The organism is Pseudomonas sp. efr-133-TYG-103a (assembly GCF_030209235.1).
Taxonomy (GTDB): domain Bacteria; phylum Pseudomonadota; class Gammaproteobacteria; order Pseudomonadales; family Pseudomonadaceae; genus Aquipseudomonas.
The window spans coordinates 302,273-324,049 of record NZ_JARVSK010000004.1 but is presented as its reverse complement, the minus strand read 5'-3'; the positions used below and the strand labels follow the sequence as shown (position 1 = coordinate 324,049).

The 21,777-nt window shown below is 60.4% G+C and carries 22 protein-coding genes; 9 read left to right on the top strand and 13 right to left on the bottom strand.

Translation table 11 applies throughout. From position 1 onward, the window contains the following. Nucleotides 1-8 precede the first annotated feature (8 nt). From QRN36_RS04155 to dadA, 6 genes are all read right to left on the bottom strand, one after another. Nucleotides 9-311: a DUF2845 domain-containing protein gene (locus QRN36_RS04155; RefSeq protein WP_285422922.1), complete on the bottom strand. Its 303-nt coding sequence runs from the start codon at nucleotides 309-311 to the stop codon at nucleotides 9-11. Between the two features lie 32 nt (nucleotides 312-343). Further along, on the bottom strand, nucleotides 344-763 hold the full coding sequence (locus tag QRN36_RS04150; protein WP_285422921.1) for a c-type cytochrome: 420 nt from the start codon (nucleotides 761-763) through the stop codon (nucleotides 344-346). A 179-nt stretch (nucleotides 764-942) separates the two neighbouring features. After that, nucleotides 943-1,491 (bottom strand): cupin domain-containing protein, encoded by a 549-nt coding sequence (locus tag QRN36_RS04145; protein WP_093466220.1) that lies wholly within the window; start codon nucleotides 1,489-1,491, stop codon nucleotides 943-945. Nucleotides 1,492-1,651: 160 nt separating this feature from the next. Then, the gene (alr, locus tag QRN36_RS04140; protein ID WP_285422920.1) at nucleotides 1,652-2,725 is read right to left on the bottom strand and encodes an alanine racemase; all 1,074 of its coding nucleotides are present in this window, start codon (nucleotides 2,723-2,725) and stop codon (nucleotides 1,652-1,654) included. 147 nt (nucleotides 2,726-2,872) lie between these two features. After that, nucleotides 2,873-3,226 carry a RidA family protein gene (locus QRN36_RS04135; RefSeq protein ID WP_285422919.1) on the bottom strand — a complete coding sequence of 118 codons (354 nt, stop codon included), beginning with the start codon at nucleotides 3,224-3,226 and terminating at the stop codon, nucleotides 2,873-2,875. Then, entirely contained in the window at nucleotides 3,198-4,499 is a 1,302-nt protein-coding gene (dadA, locus tag QRN36_RS04130; protein ID WP_285422918.1) for a D-amino acid dehydrogenase, read from the bottom strand. The genes QRN36_RS04135 and dadA overlap by 29 nt, the downstream gene beginning before the upstream one ends. Before the next feature lie 156 nt (nucleotides 4,500-4,655). Between dadA and dadR the strand changes: the two genes are divergently transcribed. Further along, a complete protein-coding gene (gene dadR, locus QRN36_RS04125; RefSeq protein WP_093466232.1) occupies nucleotides 4,656-5,144 on the top strand; it encodes a transcriptional regulator DadR in 489 nt (162 codons plus the stop codon). Between the two features lie 63 nt (nucleotides 5,145-5,207). Here the strand turns inward: dadR and QRN36_RS04120 are convergent, their stop codons facing one another. Next, entirely contained in the window at nucleotides 5,208-5,561 is a 354-nt protein-coding gene (locus QRN36_RS04120) for a YkgJ family cysteine cluster protein (RefSeq protein ID WP_285422917.1), read from the bottom strand. Between the two features lie 141 nt (nucleotides 5,562-5,702). Between QRN36_RS04120 and QRN36_RS04115 the strand changes: the two genes are divergently transcribed. Beyond that, a complete protein-coding gene (locus QRN36_RS04115) occupies nucleotides 5,703-7,013 on the top strand; it encodes an FAD-dependent oxidoreductase (RefSeq protein ID WP_285422916.1) in 1,311 nt (436 codons plus the stop codon). A 134-nt stretch (nucleotides 7,014-7,147) separates the two neighbouring features. Here the strand turns inward: QRN36_RS04115 and QRN36_RS04110 are convergent, their stop codons facing one another. Then, nucleotides 7,148-7,381 carry a DUF1127 domain-containing protein gene (locus QRN36_RS04110; RefSeq protein ID WP_285422915.1) on the bottom strand — a complete coding sequence of 78 codons (234 nt, stop codon included), beginning with the start codon at nucleotides 7,379-7,381 and terminating at the stop codon, nucleotides 7,148-7,150. 177 nt (nucleotides 7,382-7,558) lie between these two features. Here QRN36_RS04110 and QRN36_RS04105 point away from each other — a divergent pair, with 177 nt between their 5' ends. Together QRN36_RS04105 and QRN36_RS04100 are read left to right on the top strand one after the other, a co-directional pair. Next, a complete protein-coding gene (locus tag QRN36_RS04105) occupies nucleotides 7,559-8,986 on the top strand; it encodes a PLP-dependent aminotransferase family protein (RefSeq protein WP_285422914.1) in 1,428 nt (475 codons plus the stop codon). Nucleotides 8,987-9,045: 59 nt separating this feature from the next. Continuing rightward, nucleotides 9,046-10,623 (top strand): phospholipase D family protein, encoded by a 1,578-nt coding sequence (locus tag QRN36_RS04100; protein ID WP_285422948.1) that lies wholly within the window; start codon nucleotides 9,046-9,048, stop codon nucleotides 10,621-10,623. On the opposite strand, the gene QRN36_RS04095 is transcribed toward QRN36_RS04100, so the two are convergent. Beyond that, a complete protein-coding gene (locus tag QRN36_RS04095; protein WP_285422913.1) occupies nucleotides 10,620-11,765 on the bottom strand; it encodes an MFS transporter in 1,146 nt (381 codons plus the stop codon). The two genes, QRN36_RS04100 and QRN36_RS04095, sit on opposite strands and share 4 nt — an antisense overlap. A 136-nt stretch (nucleotides 11,766-11,901) precedes the next feature. After that, the gene (locus tag QRN36_RS04090; RefSeq protein WP_285422912.1) at nucleotides 11,902-13,395 is read right to left on the bottom strand and encodes an aldehyde dehydrogenase; all 1,494 of its coding nucleotides are present in this window, start codon (nucleotides 13,393-13,395) and stop codon (nucleotides 11,902-11,904) included. Nucleotides 13,396-13,661: 266 nt separating this feature from the next. Between QRN36_RS04090 and QRN36_RS04085 the strand changes: the two genes are divergently transcribed. Continuing rightward, on the top strand, nucleotides 13,662-14,024 hold the full coding sequence (locus QRN36_RS04085) for a cupin domain-containing protein (RefSeq protein WP_285422911.1): 363 nt from the start codon (nucleotides 13,662-13,664) through the stop codon (nucleotides 14,022-14,024). 132 nt (nucleotides 14,025-14,156) lie between these two features. Here the strand turns inward: QRN36_RS04085 and rpmG are convergent, their stop codons facing one another. Together rpmG and rpmB are read right to left on the bottom strand one after the other, a co-directional pair. Next, entirely contained in the window at nucleotides 14,157-14,312 is a 156-nt protein-coding gene (gene rpmG / locus QRN36_RS04080; RefSeq protein WP_062379766.1) for a 50S ribosomal protein L33, read from the bottom strand. Nucleotides 14,313-14,323: 11 nt separating this feature from the next. After that, nucleotides 14,324-14,560, bottom strand: a complete 237-nt coding sequence (gene rpmB, locus QRN36_RS04075; protein ID WP_037016669.1) for a 50S ribosomal protein L28 — start codon at nucleotides 14,558-14,560, stop codon at nucleotides 14,324-14,326. 363 nt (nucleotides 14,561-14,923) lie between these two features. Here rpmB and QRN36_RS04070 point away from each other — a divergent pair, with 363 nt between their 5' ends. Beyond that, complete coding sequence (locus tag QRN36_RS04070) at nucleotides 14,924-16,513, top strand: ABC transporter substrate-binding protein (RefSeq protein WP_285422910.1); 1,590 nt, start codon at nucleotides 14,924-14,926, stop codon at nucleotides 16,511-16,513. A 55-nt stretch (nucleotides 16,514-16,568) separates the two neighbouring features. On the opposite strand, the gene radC is transcribed toward QRN36_RS04070, so the two are convergent. Continuing rightward, nucleotides 16,569-17,246 carry a DNA repair protein RadC gene (gene radC, locus QRN36_RS04065; protein ID WP_093466252.1) on the bottom strand — a complete coding sequence of 226 codons (678 nt, stop codon included), beginning with the start codon at nucleotides 17,244-17,246 and terminating at the stop codon, nucleotides 16,569-16,571. Nucleotides 17,247-17,379: 133 nt separating this feature from the next. Between radC and coaBC the strand changes: the two genes are divergently transcribed. The 3 genes from coaBC (at nucleotide 17,380) to QRN36_RS04050 (ending at nucleotide 21,759) form a co-directional block, all read left to right on the top strand. After that, nucleotides 17,380-18,588, top strand: coding sequence for a bifunctional phosphopantothenoylcysteine decarboxylase/phosphopantothenate--cysteine ligase CoaBC (coaBC, locus tag QRN36_RS04060; RefSeq protein WP_285422909.1), 1,209 nt, complete (start codon nucleotides 17,380-17,382; stop codon nucleotides 18,586-18,588). Between the two features lie 6 nt (nucleotides 18,589-18,594). Further along, nucleotides 18,595-19,050 (top strand): dUTP diphosphatase, encoded by a 456-nt coding sequence (gene dut / locus QRN36_RS04055; protein WP_285422908.1) that lies wholly within the window; start codon nucleotides 18,595-18,597, stop codon nucleotides 19,048-19,050. Between the two features lie 1,311 nt (nucleotides 19,051-20,361). Next, nucleotides 20,362-21,759, top strand: a complete 1,398-nt coding sequence (locus QRN36_RS04050; RefSeq protein ID WP_285422947.1) for a phosphomannomutase/phosphoglucomutase — start codon at nucleotides 20,362-20,364, stop codon at nucleotides 21,757-21,759. Nucleotides 21,760-21,777 lie beyond the last annotated feature (18 nt).

Below are 21,777 nucleotides of genomic sequence, written 5' to 3'. Positions count from 1 at the left end.
CTGCAGCATCAATCCCGGCGGGTATCAATCGCCACCAGCTTGTCTTCGATGAATTTCAGATGTTGAGAGGCGCCATTGCGCGGCCCGTAGACCCAAAGACTGACCTTTACGGCATTGAGCTTGGGCACTCCGTTGACTCGGGCAACCGGATTCTGGTCCTCGCTGCGATCAGGCGCCCCGCACTTCTCACGCACAACGCTCGCCGTGTCTCCCAGGCTGACCAGCGCTGTCCCGCAACGCATGGTCGCGCTGGCAAAGCCTGTGAACATCAACAACGAAAGTCCCGACAGCAGCAGTGATTTTCTGAACATGAAGCCTCGTTTCTGGCAATGCTCCCGGCGTGCTATAGCCCGGACATCTTCTTGATCGCACCCTTGAGTTCGTCATCCGAACAATCGGCGCAAGTGCCTTTAGGCGGCATGGCGTTGATGCCGGTGATGGCTTTGGCAAGCAGCCCGTCCAGCCCGCCCTGCTCCTTGGCGCGCTTGTCCCACTCCGCGTTGTCGCCGATTTTCGGCGAGCCCAGCAGACCGGTGCCATGACAGGCGTTGCAGTGTTTGCCGATGACATCGTCCGGACTTTTTGCGCCACCGCCGCCCGCGGTCGCGGCGACATCCATGCCCGGACATTCCTTGCCTTGAACACAGACTTGTCCGACAGGTTCGAGACGTTTGGCGAGGTCATCACGGGTGGCGGCCTGGACCGCGAACGCCCAGAACGAAAGGAGTGCCACGACAGCCAGGATCTTATTAGTTATGTTCACGCTCTCACCCTCATGGTGGCTATACAGCGCCCGCGGCCACGGTATCGGCAGGTTGCGAAAGTATAGCGGGTCGCCCGGCGGCCTCAACGTCCCTCAAACCAGCAGGGTTATCGGCGCCGCAACCAGAGGCTCGCATGCCCTGCCCTGCCTTGAGGCCAGGGCATGCGGAGTGATGCGGGTCAGAAATTCGCGGGCGTGGCGGCGCTGATCAGACGCGCCGGGACGTCGAACGGGTTGCGGAAGCGGTGCGGTCGGGTGCTCTCGAAATAGTAGCTGTCGCCCGCCTCGAGCACATAGGTATCGAGGCCCACCACCAATTCGAGTCGGCCCTCCACCAGAATCCCGGTCTCCTCGCCTTCGTGCACGAGCATCTCGTCGCCGGTGTCGGCGCCCGGCGGATAGACCTCGGATAGAAACGCAATGGCGCGGCCCGGATGGGATTTGCCCACCAGTTTCATGGTGACAGCGCCGTCGGAGATATCGATCAGTTCGCTGGCTTTGTAGACCACTTGGGTCGGATTTTCTGGCTCGAGCTCTTCGGAAAAGAACTCCACCATGGACATCGGTATGCCGCCCAGCACCTTGCGCAGCGAGCTGATCGAGGGACTGACGCTGTTCTTCTCGATCATTGAAATGGTGCTGTTGGTCACGCCCGCTCGTTTGGCGAGTTCACGCTGGGACAGACCTTTGAGTTTACGAATGGATTGCAGTCGTTCACCGACGTCCAATGCTGGAGTCCTCCTGATGATCGAGTGGGGTCAAGTGGTCGCCATCATCGCAACAGCGTTCAGTATTTACAACACTTGAGCCCCTTACCCGATCAGCAAAGGGACTAGCGGCCGCCATGGGCCACGGAGGGTGAACGACAGTCAGCCTCCTCGCGCGTGGTCAAGCCCCGGAATAGAGCCTCGGCACGCGTTTCAGATTGCAGAATATCTGATAGGGGATGGTGCCGGCGCGGGCTGCGACATCGCTCGCCAGCACGTTCTTGCCCCACAGTTCGACGCGACTGCCCAGGCCTGCACCCGGTACGTCGGTCAGGTCGACGCACAACATGTCCATCGACACTCGACCCAGCAACTGGCTGCAATGTCCGTCAATCATCACCGGCGTTCCGGTCGGTGCCTGACGGGGATAGCCGTCGGCATAACCCAAGGCCACAACGCCGATGCGCATAGTGCGCTCGGCAACGAACGCACCGCCGTAACCCACCGGCTCGCCGGCTGGCAGATCGCGCACGCAAATGACACGGGATTCCAGCGTCATGACAGGTTGAAGTCGATCCGCAACCGCCTGCGGCTGATCGAAGGGCGTTGTGCCGTACAGCATGATGCCCGGACGAACCCAGTCACTCGGTACGTTGGGCCAGCCCATGACGCCCGGCGAATTGCGCAGGCTGACTTCAGCTGCCAATGCTCCGCGGGCTGCCTGAAAAATCGCCACTTGCTCTTCAGTCCGCACGCTGTCCAGTTCGTCGGCACGGGCGAAGTGAGTCATCAGCACGACCTTCGAAGCCTTGCCACTCGCCAGAAGGCGCTGATACGCGGCTTGATAGTCGTCAGGATGAATACCGACGCGATGCATCCCCGAATCCATCTTCAGCCAGATGTTCAGCGGCTTGCCGACCGCAGTTTTTTCGATGGCTTCAAGCTGCCACAGCGAATGCACCACGCACCAGAAGTCATGCTCGACGATCAGTGCCAGTTCATCGGCGTCGAAAAAGCCTTCCAGCAGCAGAACCGGCGCGTTGATGCCCGCTTGACGCAACTCCAGCGCCTCTTCGATACACGCCACGGCGAAACCGTCCGCTTCGGATTCCAGAGCCTGCGCCACACGCACCGCCCCATGCCCGTAAGCGTCGGCCTTGATCACGGCGAGCGCTTTTGCGCCTGTGGTTTCGCGGGCGAGTTGGTAGTTGTGGCGCAGGGCGGAGAGATCGATGAGGGCGCGAGCTGGACGCATGGCGGTGAGGTTCTGTGAAGGAAGTTGAGAACCTGCGGGAGCGAGATTGCTCACGAATGCGGCGAGGAAGACAACACATCTGCGTCGTCTCTCAGCACGCCTTCGCAAGCAAGCTGGTACCCACAGGGACGATGTTGGGTCAGCGATTCAAGGCAGTGCAGCGATGACCGACATTTCGACCAAGACATTCGGTGCGGCCATCTTCGCCTCGACGGTGGCGCGGGCAGGCGCGAAACCCTTCGGCAACCACGTGTCCCAGATGCCGTTCATGGCGGCGAATTGCGTGCCGATGTCATTCAGGTAGATCGTCACCGACAACAGCCGGCTCTTGTCGGTACCCGCAAGATCCAGCAGGCGCTCGATATTGCCCAGCACCTCGCGGGTCTGTTGCTCGATTCCCGCATTCAGGTCGTTAGCCACTTGCCCGGCAACGTAAACGGTGCCGTTGTGGACAACGAGCTGACTCATGCGCTCATTGGTGAGCTGGCGCAGGATTGACATGTTTTGCGATCTCCCTGGAATTGCCGTAACGAGAAATATCAAGGCCTTCGGCGCTGATCTGAGGTTTCTTGCGGGCGATCAGGTCGGCCAGCAATCGGCCCGAGCCGCAGGCCATCGTCCAGCCAAGCGTACCGTGCCCGGTATTGAGGAACAGGTTGCGATAGGGCGTGGCACCCACAATCGGCGTGCCGTCCGGCGTGGTCGGCCGCAAGCCGGTCCAGAAACTGGCCTGAGCCAAGTCACCGCCCTGAGGATAGAGGTCGTTGACGATCATCTCCAGCGTTTCGCGCCGGCGAGGATTAAGCGACAGATCGAAGCCCGCGATTTCCGCCATGCCGCCTACGCGAATGCGGTTGTCGAAACGGGTGATCGCGACTTTGTACGTCTCATCAAGAATGGTGGAGGTCGGCGCCATCTCAGGCCGGGTGATCGGCACGGTGAGCGAATAACCCTTGAGCGGGTAAACCGGCGCTTTGATCCCCAGCGGCTTGAGCAATTGCGGCGAGTAGCTGCCGAGGGCGAGCACGTAACGATCGGCCGTTTCCAGCTTGCCGTCGATGCGCACGCCGTTGATGCGGTCGCCGGCAAAATCGATCGACTCGATGGATTGCCCGAACCGGAACTCGACGCCCAGATTCACGCACATTTCGGCCAGGCGAGTGGTGAACAGCTGGCAATCGCCGGTCTGATCATTGGGCAGACGCAAGGCGCCGGCGAGAATATTGCTGACATTGGCCAGAGCGGGTTCGACGCGCGCGATACCAGCGCGGTCGAGCACTTCGTAAGGCACGCCCGCCTGCTGCAGCACGGCGATGTCTTTGGCCGCGTTGTCCAGTTGCTCCTGCGTGCGGAACAGCTGAGTCGTGCCCAGCGTACGCCCCTCGTATGCGATGCCGGTCTCGGCACGCAACTCGTCGAGGCAATCGCGGCTGTACTCGGACAGACGCACCATCCGCTCCTTGTTCACCGCGTAGCGATTCTGCGTGCAGTTACGCAGCATTTGCGCCATCCACAGGTACTGATCGATATCGGCAGTCGCCTTGATCGCCAGCGGCGCGTGGCGTTGCAGTAACCACTTGATTGCCTTGAGGGGGACACCCGGGGCAGCCCAGGGCGACGCATAACCCGGCGAAACCTGGCCGGCGTTGGCAAAGCTGGTTTCCATGGCTGCGGCTGGCTGACGGTCCACGACAGTCACTTCGAAGCCTGCACGAGCCAGATAATAAGCACTGGTGGTACCGATTACGCCACTTCCAAGGACCAGAACGCGCATGTTGATTCCCTCATCGCGGATATCCGCTGACGTTTTGATATTTAAAGCAAGGATGTGCGCAGTATAAAAAGCATCGAGCAGTGCTTTTCACTATATAAACGCCTATATTCGGATTTAAGTCCCGGCAACCATCGTTTTGGCAGAGGAGGTATTTCGATGCGCACTCAGCATCAATCAAAGCGTGAACTCGACAAGATCGACCGCAACATCCTGCGCATCCTGCAAAGCGACGGCAGAATCTCTTTTACCGAGCTGGGCGAGCGTGTGGGTCTGTCCACGACGCCATGCACTGAACGCGTCCGCAGGCTGGAGCGTGAGGGCATCATCATGGGCTACAACGCCCGGCTCAATCCGCAGAACCTGAAGGCTAGCCTGTTGGTCTTCGTCGAGATCAGTCTGGATTACAAATCGGGCGACACCTTTGAGGAATTCCGCCGGGCAGTCCTGAAGCTCCCGCACGTGCTGGAATGCCACCTGGTTTCGGGAGATTTCGACTATCTGGTGAAAGCTCGTATTTCGGAGATGGCTTCATACCGCAAATTGCTGGGCGACATCCTGCTGAAACTGCCGCACGTGCGTGAATCGAAGAGCTACATCGTGATGGAAGAAGTGAAAGAGAGCCTGAGCCTGCCAATCCCGGAGTGACGGACCCTGCGCACAACAGGATAGGCTCGCGCCCACAGACAGGGCTGCTCCGCCTTCATTGCGTCAAACCAGGACCTGCCGCGTCGATGCGATGAATTCATGCACCTGTTTCTCGACCCGCGGATGGATCAGCGTTTCCGGGCGGCGCCCGTTGGGGCATGGCAGGCGCTCAGTGGTTCCGAACAGACGGCAGATCAGCGGTCGCTCTTCGTAGACCGTGCATCCGTCGGGCCCCAGGTGAACGCAGTTCAACGCCTCAAGCGCGGCGTCCTGCTCGGCCGCTGTCTTACGTGGCAGTCGAGCCATTTCTTCGGACGACGTGGTCACCGGACCACAGCAATCGTGGCAGCCCGGCACGCATTCGAACGATGGAATCTGTCGCCGCAGATCGCGGATTTTCTGGCTGTTGCAGCCCATTGCGTGATTTTTCCCTGTGCTGGAGCCGCCATTGTGCCCCACTGTCGCCCAGCTCGACAGTCGCCGGCGTTCCTTGCCCCTGCAGCGCAGCGCGGCTACCCTCCGTAAAATTTTCCAAACAGTGCTCTCGGGATATCCAACATGAATGCTCGGCCTCCGCAGCCCGGCTCATCCAGCCACGTAGCGTCCTACTACGCCGCCAGCAGTCACACTCAACCTGCCTATCCGGTGCTTCTGGGCGAAGTCATCGCCGATGTGTGCGTGGTGGGCGGCGGGTTTTCGGGCTTGAACACCGCCATCGAGTTGGCCGAGCGGGGGCTGAGCGTCGTGTTGCTTGAGGCGCGCACCATCGGTTGGGGCGCCAGCGGACGCAACGGTGGGCAGTTGATCCGCGGCGTCGGCCACCATGTCGAGCGCTTACAGAACGTGATCGGCAGCGAAGGGGTTCGCGAACTCAAGCTGATGGGGCTTGAAGCGGTGGAAATCGTTCGTCAGCGTGTCGCCCGGCACCAGATCGACTGCGATCTGACATGGGGTTACTGCGACCTTGCGAACAAGCCCAAAGAATTCGACGGGTTTGCCGAAGATGCCCAGGAACTGCGAGGCCTGGGGTATCGGCATGAGCTGGAACTGATCGACGCCACACAGCTTGGCAGCGTCATCGGCTCGACCAACTATGCAGGCGCAATGCTGGACATGGGCTCGGGGCATCTACATCCATTGAACCTGGCCATTGGCGAAGCCGCCGTTGCGCAGTCTCTGGGGGTGCAGCTGTTCGAGCACTCAGCTGTGACGCGCCTGGAGTATGGCGCGCAGGTGAGGGTTCACACGGCACAAGGTCTGGTCAGGGCGCAGACGCTGGTGCTGGGATGCAACGCGTATCTCAACGAGCTTGATCCCGATTTGAGCGGGAAGGTCTTGCCCGCCGGCAGTTACGTCATCGCCACCGAGCCGCTTGGAGAAGAGCTCGCCCGGCAACTGATCCCGCGCAATACTGCGATGTGCGACCAGCGAGTGGCGGTGGATTATTTCCGCCTCTCAGCGGACCGGCGGCTGCTGTTCGGCGGGGCCTGTCACTATTCCGGGCGCGACCCGCAGGACATCGGCGCGTACATGCGGCCCAAGATGCTGAACGTGTTCCCGCAGCTCAAGGATGTGAAGATCGATTATCAATGGGGCGGAATGATCGGTATTGGCGCTAATCGCCTGCCGCAGATCGGGCGACTGCAGCGTCATCCGAATGTGTATTTCGCTCAGGCGTATTCCGGACATGGGCTGAATGCCACGCATCTGGCGGGTAAGCTGCTGGGTGAAGCCATCAGCGGCCAGCACAGCGGCGGCTTCGACCTGTTCGCCAAAGTCCCGCACATGACGTTCCCCGGCGGCAAGCATCTGCGCTCGCCGTTATTGGCCCTGGGAATGCTGTGGCACCGGATGAAAGAACTGCTGTAATTCCGGTTCATCCGGGAGAGCGAACGCCTTTACGAAACAGCGTCGGGCATGGATTTGCACCTTGGCGACCAGTCGTTCGCAAGCGCATTCGCTGTCACAAGAACTGCGATTCATCCTGAAAAATTCGGTTGGCATTACTCCCTCCAGAACGGCTTGAGCCCTTCCTGGCGCGCCTGCTCGTAGCTCAGACCAATGTCTTTGAGCTGCTCGGCGCTCAGGTTCAGCAACGCCCGCCGGGTGCTGCAGCGGTGTTGGTACAACCCCCAGAGTCCCAGCCCGCGCGGGGCGTTGGTCCTGACAACGTCTTCCTGACTGCGTTGAAGTTCTCCTGCATACAGACTTAACCGGACATCGCTGATACCGCTCATTTCCAGACACCTTATCATGGGTTTCGTGTGATTCCATGATGCGTCTGTATCGAAAACCATTACAGATCCAAAGAATTCTAATTTTTTGCATACAGATTCCGCACATCGACGCCTGAATGCTGTATTTTCGCCCTATCTGTATTGGTCAGCCGCCAGACTGAAACCTTGGAGTACGCCATGACCCTTTACGTTAATCTCGCCGAACTGCTGGGCACCCGTATCGAGAACGGCTTTTACCGGCCGGGCGATCGACTGCCCTCGGTTCGCGCCCTGAGCCTTGAACACGGCGTCAGCCTGAGCACCGTGCAGCAGGCGTATCGGTTACTGGAAGACAACGGCCTGGCGTCGCCCCGTCCGAAATCGGGATACTTCGTGCCAGCCGGACGCACGACCCCGGCGCTGCCCGCTGTCGGACGTCCCGCGCAGCGCCCTGTGGATATCTCGCAATGGGAACAAGTGCTCGAACTGGCCGAAGCCATTCCCAGCCCTGACGTCGTGCAACTGGCGCGCGGCATGCCAGATATCACCAGCCCGACGTTGCGTCCCCTGACTCAGGCGCTGGGCAAGATCAGCCGCCGTATGGACATGCCGGGCCTGTATTACGACAACATTCATGGCACTCAATGCCTGCGCGAACAGATCGCTAGGCTGCTGCTGGACTCAGGCACCAACATCGACCCCGAAGATTTGGTCATCACGACCGGCGCTCAAGAAGCGCTCGCCGTGAGCATCCGTTCTATCTGCCAGCCGGGCGATATCGTGGCAGTGGATTCCCCGAGCTTTCATGGCGCCATGCAAGCGCTCAAGGGCTTTGGCATGAAAGCCTTGGAAATCCCGACAGACCCCATTACCGGCATCAGCCTGGACGCGCTGGAGCTGGCACTCGAACAGTGGCCCATCAAAGCCATACAGCTGACGCCCAACTGCAATAACCCGCTGGGCTACATCATGCCGGAGGAGCGCAAGCGTGCGTTGCTGACCCTGGCGCAGCGCTTTGATGTGGCAATCATCGAAGACGACGTGTATGGCGACATGGCCTACACCTATCCGCGCCCGCGCACGATCAAATCCTTCGACGAAGACGGCCGCGTCCTGCTGTGCAGCTCGTTTTCGAAAACCCTGGCGCCCGGCCTGCGCGTCGGCTGGGTAGCGCCGGGCCGTTATCTGGATCGCGTGCTGCACATGAAATACATCAGCACCGGCTCCACCGCGACTCAACCGCAGCTCGCGATCGCGGAGTTTCTTCAAGCCGGGCATTACGAGCCGCACATGCGCCGCATGCGCGGGCAATATCAGCGCAGCCGGGACGTCATGACCGATTGGGTGACGCGCTATTTTCCCGAAGGCACTCGAGTCAGCCGGCCACAGGGCGGCTTCATGCTCTGGGTCGAACTGCCGGAAAATTTCGACTCGCTGAAGCTCAACCGCGCCTTGCAAGGTCAGGGAGTCCAGATCGCGGTCGGCAGCATCTTTTCCGCGTCAGGCAAATACCGGAACTGCCTGCGCATGAACTTTGCAGCCAAGCCGACAGCCCGAATCGAAGACGCGGTTCGCAAAGTCGGCGCAGCGGCAAAACAACTGCTGGCACACACCGATTCCGCCTGACATAACCTTTTGCAGAATGTGCGGTCATATCGCCATGGTTTGACTTCCGGATGACTGCGTTGACGAATAAATGGGCGCTGCCCTTCCTTCTGGCATTTGCCCTTTGCGTTGGCGGCTGCGCGCATGCGCCCGTTGCAGACAAACCGAGCCAGGCGCTGCCCTCTGCGCAATCGTCGTTCGGCCGCTCGATCATGGCCCAGGCGGCGCCACACGAAGGCCGTTCGGGTTTTCGCCTGCTGCCCAACAGCACCGAAGCGTTCATGGCCCGGGCCGAACTGATTCGCAATGCCAAAACCAGCCTCGATTTGCAGTACTACATCGTGCATGACGGGCTCAGCACCCGCGCGCTGATCGATGAATTGCTGCAGGCCGCCGATCGCGGCGTTCGCGTGCGCATTCTGCTGGACGACACCACCAGTGACGGCCTGGATGAGGTCATCGCCACCCTCGCTGCACACCCGAACATTCAGATCCGCCTGTTCAATCCCCTCAATCTGGGTCGCAGCACTGGCGCGACGCGCAGCCTGGGGCGGCTGTTCAATCTGTCGCAACAGCATCGACGCATGCACAACAAGCTTTGGCTGGCAGACAGCGCAGTGGCCATCGTCGGCGGGCGGAATCTGGGCGACGAGTATTTCGACGCCGAGCCGAATCTGAACTTCACCGACATCGACATGCTCAGCGTTGGCCCGGTTGCCGAGCAATTGAGCCACAGCTTCGATCAGTACTGGAACAGCACGCTGAGCAAGCCCATCGATGACTTCATGTACTGGACGCCGGACGCCAAAGACTTGGCCGAAGCCCGCCAGCGGCTGACCCACTCGCTCAACGATGCGCATGTAGAAAAGAAGGATTTGTACGAGCGACTGATGGCCTACAAGACCCAGCCGCGCATGAAAACCTGGCTCAACGAGCTGATCTGGGCGCACAACCAGGCGCTGTGGGACGCGCCCACGAAAGTGCTGTCGCGCGGTGAGCCGGACCCGCATCTGCTGCTGACCACCCAACTGAGCCCTGATCTGCTGAACGTGCACCAGGAATTGATGATGATTTCGGCGTACTTCGTGCCGGGCCAGCAAGGTCTCACTTACCTGACCGGCCTGTCCGACAAGGGCGTGTCGGTGAGCTTGTTGACCAACTCTCTGGAGGCCACGGACGTGCCTGCGGTGCATGGGGGTTATGCGCCTTATCGCAAGGCGCTGCTCGAGCACGGCGTGAAGTTGTTCGAGCTGCGGCGTCAGCCGGGTGACCCAAGCAATCGAGGCAGCGGCCCGGCATTCCTGCGCACCCGGACGCTCAAGGGTGGCTCCGAATCGAGCCTGCACAGCAAGGCGATGATCTTTGATCGCCAGAAAACCTTCGTTGGCTCATTCAACTTCGACCCCCGCTCGGTGCTCTGGAACACCGAAGTGGGGGTGCTGGTGGACAGTCCGGAATTGACCGAATACCTGCGCGAGCTGGCCTTGCAGGGTATGGCGCCGGCCATCAGCTATCAGGCGCGACTGGAGAATGACAGAGTCGTCTGGGTGACCGAGGACAACGGCAAGATACACACGCTGTACAAAGAGCCGGGCGACTGGTGGCGACGCTTGAACGCCTGGTTCAGCAGCGCGGTGGGTCTGGAGAGAATGCTCTAGGCGGCCACGGGCTGCGCACCGAACGCGCGCTCACGACGCGACAATAACACCAGGCCAAAGGCACCGGCCGCCATCAAAAGCGGCAGCGCCTGACCGCTCACCCACTGGCTTCCCGCCCCTGCTGCCAGCGGCCCCAGCAGACATCCGATGCCCCACAGCTGAGCGACGTGGGCATTGGCGCGAACCAGCGCATCGTCGCGGTAACGCTCCCCGATGAGGATCAACGACAAGGTAAACAGCCCGCCCGCACTGGCACCGAACAGCACCCACAACGGCCAGATCAGGATCGTGTCGACCAGCAGCGGAATGGCCAGGCTCGACAACATCAGCAACAGAGCGCAGCCCGAGAACAGGCGACGTCTGGACATTCTGTCTGCCAGCGCGCCGATCGGCAGCTGTAATAGCGCGTCACCCACCACAACCGTACTGACCATCGCCAGCGCAATTTCCGGCGTGAAACCCTGCTGCAGGCAATACACCGGAAGTAGCGTGAGAATCATCGCTTCAAACCCTGCAAACAGCGCGATTGCCCACGCGATTGCCGGAAGCCCGCGACAGAACCCGCCCAAATCCCGAAGCGAGACGTGGCTGGCCTCCGCGCTCGGCGCGCCGGATCTGCCCAGCAGGAGAAACGGCGAAATCGCCAGTAACGCGGTACCCACCCAAAAGCCGTAATCGGCCTCGGTACCGACCATGCCCAGCAGCAAAGGGCCGCCCAGCTGACTGAGTGCGTAGCTGCTGCCGTAAAGCGCAACCAGCTTGCCGCGCAGACGCTCGATGACCAGTTGATTGATCCAGCTCTCTCCGAGAATGAACACCATCGTCAGAATCACGCCCAGCATCAGCCGCAGGACCAGCCAGATCCAGTAATCGGGCAGCAACGCGAGCAAACCGACCGAAACGGAACCGCCCCACAAGCACAAGCGCATCAGGTTTGCGGTGCCGAGCATCGAGGCCAGCCGACTGGCGAGGCTTGCACCCAGCAGCACGCCGATTGCCGGCATCGCCGCCATGACGCCGATGGGGAACGCGCCGTAGCCCCAGGCTTCCAGTCGCAGCGAGACCAGCGGCATGCTGACGCCCAGCGCCAGGCCGACGCTCAAGACCGACGCCAGCACGGCGAAATAGGTACCCCAACGCATTACCACGCTCCTGTGGCTCAAAGGCTTGAGACGAAACAGCCGGGCTCTTCGAGAACCCGGCTGTCTGATGTAGCTGAAGTGCTTGAATCGAGTTCCTGGGCCTGACCGGGCTACAACCGGGCGATGACCTGCGGACTTACAACTTGATCCAGGTCGCTTTCAGCTCGGTGTACTTGTCGAACGCGTGCAGCGACTTGTCGCGACCGTTGCCCGACTGCTTGAAGCCGCCGAACGGCGCAGTCATGTCACCGCCGTCATACTGGTTGACCCACACGCTGCCGGCGCGCAGAGCCTTCGCCGTCAGATGCGCCTTGGACAGATCCGCCGTCCAGACCGCAGCCGCCAGGCCGTACGGCGTATCGTTGGCAATCTGCACCGCTTCTTCAGCGGTATCGAACGTCAGCACCGAAAGCACCGGGCCGAAAATCTCTTCCTGAGCGATTTTCATGGCGTTGGTCACACCGTCGAAAATCGTCGGCTCGACATACGTGCCGCCGGTTTCCTGCAGAATTCGCTTGCCGCCCACGACCAGCTTGGCGCCATCGCTGTGACCGGCCTCGATGTAGGACAGCACCGTATTCATCTGCTGCGTGTCGACCAGCGCGCCCACATTGGTAGCCGGATCCAGCGGGTTGCCGGGCTTCCAGGCCTTCAGTGCCTCGATCACCATTGGCAGAAATGTGTCCTTGATCGAGCGCTCGACCAACAGACGCGAACCGGCCGTGCACACTTCGCCCTGGTTGAAGGCGATGGCACTGGCGGCGGACTCGGCAGCCGCTTGCAGATCCGGCGCATCGGCAAAGACGATATTCGGGCTCTTGCCGCCCGCTTCCAGCCAGACGCGTTTCATGTTCGATTCGCCCGCGTAGACCAGCAGCTGCTTGGCGATTTTGGTGGAGCCGGTGAACACGGCGGTGTCGACGTCCATGTGCAGCGCCAGGGCCTTGCCAACGGTGTGGCCGTAACCTGGCAAAACGTTCAGCACGCCTGCCGGGATACCGGCCTCGATGGCCAATTGAGCGACGCGGATGGCTGTCAACGGGGATTTTTCCGACGGTTTGAGAATCACGGAATTGCCGCTGGACAGCGCCGGGCCCAGCTTCCAGGAAGCCATCAGCAGCGGGAAGTTCCAGGGCACGATGGCCGCGACGACGCCAATCGGCTCGCGGGTCACGAGACCCAGTTGGTCGTGTGGGGTCGCAGCGACTTCGTCATACAGTTTGTCGATGGCTTCACCGCTCCAGCTCAACGCTTGCGCGGAGCCCGGGATGTCGATGCCGTAGGAATCACTGATTGGCTTGCCCATGTCGAGGGTTTCAAGCAGCGCCAGTTCTTCGATATTTTCTCTGATCAACGCGGCGAAGCGAATCATCGCCGCCTTGCGCTTGACGGGCGCCAGACGCGACCAGACGCCTGAGTTGAAGGTAGCGCGAGCGTTTTCGACGGCGCGTTGCGCATCGGCGGCATCGCAGCTGGCAACATGGGCGAGGAAGCGGCCATCGACCGGGCTGATGCAGTCGAACGTGGCGCCGGAAGCGGCGGCAGTGTATTCACCGTTGATGAAAGCGCGACCTTCGATCTTCAAATCCTGAGCGCGTTTTTCCCAGTCAGCATGAGTCAGGGTGGTCATGAAATGTCCTCCTCTTATGAAATGGGGCCCGCCCTGGCGCACGTGACGACTGCGACAGAACGCCGTCCGAAGCACGACGGACTCGGCCAAAGGCATTCGTCACCCTAAACCAGCACACCGCTAATTTCCAATATATTGGACAAAAACGGGTAAAACGGCGCGAGATCGTGCATTTTATTCAACAGCGCGAAAAACCAGTGTCGGCACTCTCCGCGCCGCTACCCCTCTAACGAAATCTCGCATCGTTTATCCAGGAGCCATGGGACATGAGCATCGAAAGCATCGTCGATTTCAGCGAAGCCACCACGCGAGCTGAGCGTTTCCAGCCCGCCCCCGAGAAGATCCTGAAAGGTGACCCTGGACAAACGATCTACAACCATTACAACAGCCCGTGCGGGCAGATGAATGCGGGCGTCTGGGAAGGTGAAATCGGACAGTGGACGGTCAACTACACCGAACACGAATACTGCGAAATCGTTCAGGGCGTTTCGGTGCTGCGTGACGAAGCCGGAGGTGCGAAGACTCTGCGCGCTGGCGACCGCTTTGTGATTCCGGCCGGATTCAAGGGCACCTGGGAAGTGCTGGAGGCGTGCCGCAAGATTTACGTGGTGTTCGAACAGAAGGCATGAAGCGAGCTTTGACTGCGGGCGCAGGCGTGTCGCGATAGTGCGTTGACCCAGACGGCGCCATCGCAACACGAACATCTCGCCCACAAAAAAGCCCGCATCACTGCGGGCTTTTTCGTAAGAGGCGAAAATCAATTACTTGATTTTGGCTTCTTTGTAGATCACGTGCTTGCGAGCAACCGGATCGAATTTTTTAATTTCGATTTTATCCGGAGTAGTGCGCTTGTTCTTGTCGGTGGTGTAGAAGTGGCCGGTGTTAGCGGTCGACACCAAACGGATCAATTCACGCATGATTCTCTCCCTTAAACCTTAGCGCCAGCGCGGCGGATTTCGGCCAGAACGACCGTGATGCCACGCTTGTCGATGATGCGCATGCCTTTGGCAGATACGCGCAGACGTACAAAGCGTTTCTCTTCTTCAACCCAGAAGCGGTGATGCTGCAGGTTTGGCAGGAAACGACGACGGGTTTTGTTGTTCGCGTGGGAAATGTTATTCCCGGTTACCGGACCCTTACCGGTAACTTGACAGACTCTCGACATGCCTCAGCCCTCTAAAACCACATGCCCAACCCGGCATGGGTTGGCCGCTTAATCTCTCAGTCATTTGGCGCCAGGCGCCGCGTTTCTTCAGGGGTCTTACCGGCCACACCAGCGGTGAAGGCAGCGGGCCCCTAGAAAAGAGCGCTGCTTTATACCAGAAAGCCTTGGGTGCAACAACAGAAACGACGAATTACCTGCAAGAAACTCAGGGCTTTTAGTCTGGCAGCGCCAGCAGCATCGGGCGCGACGGGAAATATACCACTCGTCGCGCCGCAGCGATTGTCCTGCGCCTATCCATGGTCTAGGGTAACTCCCTCACCAGACTGCGCCGGCAGATGGGCTATCTCTGAAAGGAAAATCGCCATGCGCCTAGCCGTTTTACCCTTTTTGCTCGCGTCCTTGTCCGCGCCGTTGATGGCTCAGGCGGCAACGGCTCTGAGCGTGTGCACGGAAGCCAGCCCCGAAGGCTTCGACGTGGTGCAATATAACTCGCTGACCACCACCAACGCATCGGCAGATGTGCTGATGAACCGGCTGGTGGACTACGACGCCCAGACCGGAAAGCTGGTCCCCAGCCTGGCTGAAAGCTGGAGCGTATGGCCCGACGGCCTCACGTATGACTTCAAGCTGCGCCAAGGCGTGAAATTCCATCACACCGACTATTTCACCCCGACTCGTGCGCTCGACGCGCAAGATGTCGTGTTCAGCTTCCAGCGCATGCTCGACCCGGCCAATCCGTGGAACAAGGTCGCCGCGCAGGGTTTCCCGCACGCGCAGTCGATGCAGTGGCCATCGCTGATCAAGAAAATCGAAGCACCCGATGCCAATACCGTGCGCATCACCCTCGATCACCCGGACGCGACATTCCTTGCCACCTTGAGCATGGGTTTCGCTTCTATTTATTCTGCTGAATACACAGCCCAGCTGATGAAAGCCGGTACGCCGGAGAAGCTCAACAGCCAGCCAATCGGTACCGGCCCGTTCGTCTTCAAGCGTTTCCAGAAGGATTCGGTGGTGCGTTACGAGGCCAACCCGGATTATTTCGCGGGCAAGCCGGCGGTCGACACGCTGATCTACGCGATCACACCGGACGCCAACGTGCGCTTGCAGCGCCTTCGCCAGAATGAGTGCCAGATTGCCTTGTCTCCCAAGCCGCTGGACGTGGCTGAAGCAGGCAAGGATCAGAACCTCAACGTCGAAAAAACCGACGCTTTCATGACCGCATTCCTGGCGATCAACAGCCAGCACCCGCCGCTCGACAAGCCGCAGGTTCGTCAGGCGATCAACCTGGCGTTCGACAAGGACACCTACCTCAAAGCGGTTTTCGAGGGTTCTGCCAGAGCGGCCAACGGCCCGTACCCGCCCAACACCTGGGGCTACGCCAGCGACTTGCCCGGCTACAAGCACGACGTGGCCAAGGCCAAGGCATTGCTCGCCAGCGCAGGGTTGAAAGACGGATTCAAAACCACGATCTGGACTCGCCCTTCCGGCAGCCTGCTTAATCCGAACCCGAGCGCGGGCGCGCAATTGCTGCAGAACGATCTGGCGGCCGTGGGTATCAAGGCGGAGATCAAAGTCATCGAATGGGGTGAACTCATCCGTCGCGCCAAAACAGGCGAGCATGACCTGTTGTTCATGGGCTGGGCAGGCGACAACGGAGACCCGGATAACTTCCTCACGCCGCAGTTCTCGTGCGCCGCGGTCAAGTCGGGTACCAACTTTGCCCGTTATTGCGATGACGGTTTGGACAAGCTGATCAGCCAGGGCAAAGCGGTGACCGACCAGGGTCAGCGCGCCAAGCTTTATCATCAGGCCCAAGAGCAGATCCAGAAGCAGGCGCTCTGGCTTCCTCTCGCGCACCCGACCGCTTTCGCCCTGACGCGCAAGAACGTCGTGAACTACAGCGTCAGCCCGTTCGGGCGCCAGGACTTCTCGAAAGTCAGCCTGAAATAAGCCAGCACCTTGAAGCAGTCCCGCCAGCGGGGCTGCTTCAAGCCATCGCCCTCCTCTACCGGATCAGGCCATGCTCGGCCATCGACAGCGGATCGCCGTCGCCAATGATCAGGTGATCCAGCACCAACACATCGACCAGAGCCAGCGCCTGTTTCAGGTGCCGGGTGAGCTCGATATCGTCCTCGCTGGCGTCACGCACGCCGGACGGATGATTGTGACAAAGGATCAACGCCGCGCAGTTGTGCGCCAGCGCGCGTTTGACGACCTGGCGGGCATGCACGTGAGCCATGTTGATCGTTCCGTGGAACAGCACCTCGAACGCCTGCACGCGGTTTTTACTGTCCAGAAAGAGGCACCCGAAAACCTCATGGGGTTCGTGTCGCAGCAACGCTTTGAGGTAGCGGCGGACCTGACTGGGGTTTTCCAGCACCGAATCGCGCTTGAGGTCTTCACCCATGTTGCGCCGGGCCATTTCCATGACCGCCTGTAACTGCGCGTACTTGGCGGGGCCCAGCCCCAGCTCTTTGCTGAACGCCGTCAGGTTCGCCTCGAGCAAGGATCGCAGGCTGCCAAACTGATTCAACAGATGCCGGGCCAGATCGACCGCGCTTTTTCCCGAGACGCCGGTGCGCAGAAAAATTGCCAGCAATTCGGCGTCCGACAGGCTCGCGGCTCCTCGCTCGAGCAGCTTCTCCCGCGGCCGTTCAGCCATGGGCCAATCACGAATACTCATAGCACCTCCCTGTATGTGGGCGCCGCTGTTCCCGTGCGGTCGCTGTGCTATCTTAGCCCTCTTTTCAACGCGACATTCAGGCCTGGGGAGGCGTCATGATTGCCGCGTGTTAACTCGACCAAAAGGCAGGCCTATGCAGCGGCTGTATCGGAAACGCATCGTTCTCGGCGTCGGCGGAGGCATCGCGGCCTACAAGAGCGCCGAACTGGTCCGCCGGTTGCGCGACCACGGTGCCGAGGTCCGGGTCGTCATGACCAAGGGCGGAGCCGAGTTCATCACCCCACTGACCATGCAGGCATTGTCCGGGCATCCTGTGCACCTGGACTTGCTCGACCCTGCGGCCGAAGCGGCCATGGGGCACATCGAACTGGCGAAATGGGCGGACATGGTGCTGATCGCCCCGGGCACCGCCGACCTCATTGCGCGTCTGGCCCAAGGCATCGCCAATGATCTGCTGACCACCGTGGTACTGGCGACCGACGCCATCGTCGCGATAGCGCCTGCCATGAATCAGGCCATGTGGCGCGATCCCTCTGTACAAGCCAACCTGCAAACCCTCGAAACACGTGGCTTTCGCATGTTCGGGCCGGCCAGTGGCAGCCAGGCCTGCGGCGATGTGGGCTACGGACGCATGCTTGAGCCCAATGATCTTGCGCAGTCGGCTGCCGACTGTTTTCAGCGCCTGACGATGACCGGCAAGCACGTCCTTATCACGGCCGGGCCGACGCAGGAAAACATCGATCCGGTGCGCTACATCACCAACCACAGTTCCGGAAAAATGGGCTTTGCCCTGGCCGAAGCCGCTGCGGAAGCGGGCGCACGGGTCACGCTGATCACCGGCCCGGTCAATCTTCAGACCCCGGATCGCGTGTCGCGCATTGATGTCGTCAGCGCCCGCGACATGCTCGCCGCGTGCGAAGCGGCCATGCCCTGCGACCTGTTCATCGCCTCTGCTGCGGTTGCCGACTACCGCCCGGAAGTCGTTGCGCCACAAAAATTGAAGAAAGATCCCACCAACGGTGATGGCCTGCTCCTGCAGATGGTCCGCAATCCGGACATTCTTGCCACCATCGCCCAACGTGAAGATCGCCCGTTCAGTGTCGGCTTTGCCGCCGAGACCGAACACCTGCTCGACTACGCCGCACGCAAGCTCAAGGATAAAAACCTCGACCTGATCGTCGCCAATGACGTGGCCAATCCCAGCATTGGCTTCAACAGCGAAGAAAACGCGTGCAGCGTGATCGACCGAGCGTTGCAGGAAACGCTCTTCGCCCAGACCAGCAAGGCCAAGATAGCCCGCCAGCTGGTGACTTTTATCGCTGAACGTATGAACCAGGTTTAATCACGTATGCATGCTCTACAAGCCAAGATCCTCGACCCTCGCATTGGCAGCGAATTTCCACTCCCGGCCTACGCCACTACCGGCTCCGCCGGCCTGGACCTGCGCGCCATGCTCAAAGAGGACACAGTGCTCGAACCGGGTCAGACCCTTCTGATTCCGACCGGACTGTCGATCTATATCGCAGATCCGGGCCTTGCCGCGCTGATTTTGCCGCGCTCAGGCCTGGGCCATAAGCACGGCGTGGTGCTGGGCAATCTGGTCGGCCTGATCGACTCCGATTACCAGGGCGAGCTGATGGTCTCCTGCTGGAACCGCGGCCAGACGGCGTTCAAGATTTCCATCGGCGAACGCATTGCGCAGTTGGTCCTGATGCCGGTGGTTCAGGCGCACTTCGACATCGTCCAGGAATTCGACGAGAGTCAGCGCGGTGCTGGCGGCTTCGGTCACTCTGGTAGCCATTGATTGACCCGACTTAACCTTGGCAACAATCGCTCATGGCCGTTCAGGTCCTGAGCGAATGCGAGAACTTAAGGCCGCCTAAGGCAGATCGAGCAGGGAGAGTGAAGTTTGAAAGGCATCAAGCGCACAGCCAAGGCGACCTCCATTCAGGACACCACCGACACCCCAGGCAAGGATCCCAGTCTGAGCCTGGCAAGCCCGGGCCTCATTCCGTCGCTCATCGGCCTGCTCGCCTCTGCCGTGCTCGTCTGGCTTGCCATTCAGAGCCAGCCGCAACAGCACGAGCAATTGCTGCAAGCCTGGGGCAGCACGCAGGCTGGCGCAGTGAACAGAGCGTTGCGCCAGATCAACGCCGACACTCTGGCCGCGGCCACCGACGGCACACTCGCGCAGACCTTGCAGAACAGTGATCCGACGGCAGTCGAAAGCGCGCAGAATCGCTTGCGCTTCAGAGACGGCGTGGTCGGTGCTCGCCTGAATCCGCCAGGATTCAACAACGTCGACAATCAGGGCGCCATTCCTGTCAGCTTCGCCACGCTGGACATGCTTGCCAAGGCCGGCAAAGGCGAAACGCCAGCCCCTGAAGCGCGCAAGGTCGGCGACGCCTGGCTGATTTACAGCGTTGCACCGCTGCGGACCGCGCCGGACGCCCCGATCACCGGCACACTGCTGCTGGCCTACAACCTTCAACGTCTGACCAGCGCGCTGCCGGACGCACCTGCCGACGTGGGCCAGATCGTGCTAAGCCAGCAATTCGGCACAGCGGCCGCGCAAACCTTTCTGACGCGAGGGCAAAGCGACGGTGGTCAAGCGATCGACTTCGCCACCGGCTATCCCAACTGGAAGCTCACGTTCGCGGCCGGTCCTGCGCTGCAAGGCTCAACGCCTTGGCTGATGTTGCTGCTGGCGCTGCTGGTTGCCATTGGCAGCGTGCTGCTGGGGCTTTATCTCAATGAAAGCGCGATCAAACGCCGCGTCGCCGCCGACGCCCGACAGCTGGAGCAATTGCTGCAAGAACTCTCGGGTGGCAAAGCCGTCAAAGCCTTCGGCCTCAGCTTGCCGGCCCTGAACGGACTGGCGCAAAGCATGGCCAGATTCTCGTTGCGCGCAGCAGGGCCTGCGACAACCACTCCGTCGGCGGACAACGCCTTACCCACTACAGCACCGGGCTCAACAAGCAACGCCGCCACTTTTTCGCCCGTGATTTCAGAAGAAAGCGATCTGACTGACCCTTTGTTTCAGGACACCGACATTCTCGACATCGACCTGCTCGATGAACCACAGGACTTGCTGGAGTCGGAGCATTTTCACGCTATGAGCAGCACCGTTTCCATCGCACCGGAGTTTCCGGACAGCATTTTCCGCGCATACGACATTCGCGGCATCGTGGGCGAAACGCTGACGGCCGAGACCGCTTACTGGATCGGACGCGCCGTCGGTGCGCAGAGTCTGGCGCAAGGCGAACCGAACGTCTCCGTCGGCCGCGACGGTCGTTTGTCAGGGCCGACGCTCGTGGCTCAGTTGATCAAAGGTCTGTATGACAGCGGCTGCCATGTCAGCGACATCGGCCTTGTCCCGACGCCCGCTCTGTATTACGCGGCCTGCGTTCTGGCGGGCAGAACCGGCGTCATGCTGACCGGCAGCCATAACCCGAAGGACTACAACGGCTTCAAGATCGTGATCGCTGGCGACACACTCGCCAACGAGCAGATTCAGGCGCTGCATGCGCGGATCAAAAGCAACCATTTGCCGTCCGCCAAAGGCAGCATTACGCAGGTCGACATTCTCGATCTGTACGCCGGCCAGATCACCAATGACGTGGTTCTCGCCCGCCGCATGAAGGTGGTCGTCGACTGCGGCAATGGCGCGGCTGGCGTGATTGCACCGCAATTGCTCGAAGCCCTGAACTGCGAAGTCATCCCGCTGTTCTGCGAAGTGGACGGCAACTTTCCCAACCATCATCCCGATCCGGGCAAGCTGGAAAATCTTCAGGACCTGATCGCCAAGGTCAAGGAAACCGGCGCGGATGTAGGGCTGGCGTTCGATGGCGATGGCGACCGCGTAGGTGTCGTCACCAACGCAGGCAGCGTCGTATACCCCGATCGCCTGCTGATGCTGTTCGCCCGCGACGTAGTCAAGCGCAATCCAGGTGCCGACATTATCTTCGACGTGAAATGCACACGCCGACTGATACCGTTGATCCAGGAATACGGCGGCCGGCCTGTAATGTGGAAAACTGGTCACTCGCTGATCAAGAAGAAGATGAAGGAAAGCGGCGCATTGCTGGCCGGTGAGATGAGCGGGCATATCTTCTTCAAGGAGCGCTGGTTCGGCTTCGACGACGGAATCTACAGCGCAGCGCGTCTGCTGGAGATTCTCAGCCAGGAAAAACTCAGCGCCGAAGAACTGTTCGCAACGTTTCCCAACGATCTGTCGACTCCGGAAATCAACGTCAAAGTCACCGAGACCAGCAAATTCGGCATCATCGAAGCGCTGGAGCGCGATGCACAGTGGGGCAATGCCAACCTGACCAGCATCGATGGCGTACGCGTCGACTACCCGAAGGGCTGGGGTCTGGTTCGCGCTTCCAATACCACCCCAGTGCTGGTATTACGCTTCGAAGCCGAAACCGAAGCCGAGCTGCAGCGCATCAAGGACGTGTTCCGCGCCCAGCTGAACAACGTAGCACCGGACTTAGAACTTCCTTTTTGACCAATTTTTTGAGTGGAG

Coding starts and splice junctions, on each gene's coding strand:
- QRN36_RS04095 (WP_285422913.1), bottom strand. CDS start 11,765: ATGCGTTGGGGTACCTATTTCGCCGTGCTGGCGTCGGTCTTGAGCGTC.
- QRN36_RS04090 (WP_285422912.1), bottom strand. CDS start 13,395: ATGACCACCCTGACTCATGCTGACTGGGAAAAACGCGCTCAGGATTTG.
- rpmB (WP_037016669.1), bottom strand. CDS start 14,560: ATGTCGAGAGTCTGTCAAGTTACCGGTAAGGGTCCGGTAACCGGGAAT.
- QRN36_RS04110 (WP_285422915.1), bottom strand. CDS start 7,381: ATGAGCGGTATCAGCGATGTCCGGTTAAGTCTGTATGCAGGAGAACTT.
- QRN36_RS04105 (WP_285422914.1), top strand. CDS start 7,559: ATGACCCTTTACGTTAATCTCGCCGAACTGCTGGGCACCCGTATCGAG.
- QRN36_RS04070 (WP_285422910.1), top strand. CDS start 14,924: ATGCGCCTAGCCGTTTTACCCTTTTTGCTCGCGTCCTTGTCCGCGCCG.
- QRN36_RS04085 (WP_285422911.1), top strand. CDS start 13,662: ATGAGCATCGAAAGCATCGTCGATTTCAGCGAAGCCACCACGCGAGCT.
- QRN36_RS04155 (WP_285422922.1), bottom strand. CDS start 311: ATGTTCAGAAAATCACTGCTGCTGTCGGGACTTTCGTTGTTGATGTTC.
- dadA (WP_285422918.1), bottom strand. CDS start 4,499: ATGCGCGTTCTGGTCCTTGGAAGTGGCGTAATCGGTACCACCAGTGCT.
- radC (WP_093466252.1), bottom strand. CDS start 17,246: ATGAGTATTCGTGATTGGCCCATGGCTGAACGGCCGCGGGAGAAGCTG.
- alr (WP_285422920.1), bottom strand. CDS start 2,725: ATGCGTCCAGCTCGCGCCCTCATCGATCTCTCCGCCCTGCGCCACAAC.
- dut (WP_285422908.1), top strand. CDS start 18,595: ATGCATGCTCTACAAGCCAAGATCCTCGACCCTCGCATTGGCAGCGAA.
- dadR (WP_093466232.1), top strand. CDS start 4,656: ATGCGCACTCAGCATCAATCAAAGCGTGAACTCGACAAGATCGACCGC.
- QRN36_RS04135 (WP_285422919.1), bottom strand. CDS start 3,226: ATGTCAATCCTGCGCCAGCTCACCAATGAGCGCATGAGTCAGCTCGTT.
- rpmG (WP_062379766.1), bottom strand. CDS start 14,312: ATGCGTGAATTGATCCGTTTGGTGTCGACCGCTAACACCGGCCACTTC.
- QRN36_RS04050 (WP_285422947.1), top strand. CDS start 20,362: ATGAGCAGCACCGTTTCCATCGCACCGGAGTTTCCGGACAGCATTTTC.
- QRN36_RS04115 (WP_285422916.1), top strand. CDS start 5,703: ATGAATGCTCGGCCTCCGCAGCCCGGCTCATCCAGCCACGTAGCGTCC.
- QRN36_RS04120 (WP_285422917.1), bottom strand. CDS start 5,561: ATGGGCTGCAACAGCCAGAAAATCCGCGATCTGCGGCGACAGATTCCA.
- coaBC (WP_285422909.1), top strand. CDS start 17,380: ATGCAGCGGCTGTATCGGAAACGCATCGTTCTCGGCGTCGGCGGAGGC.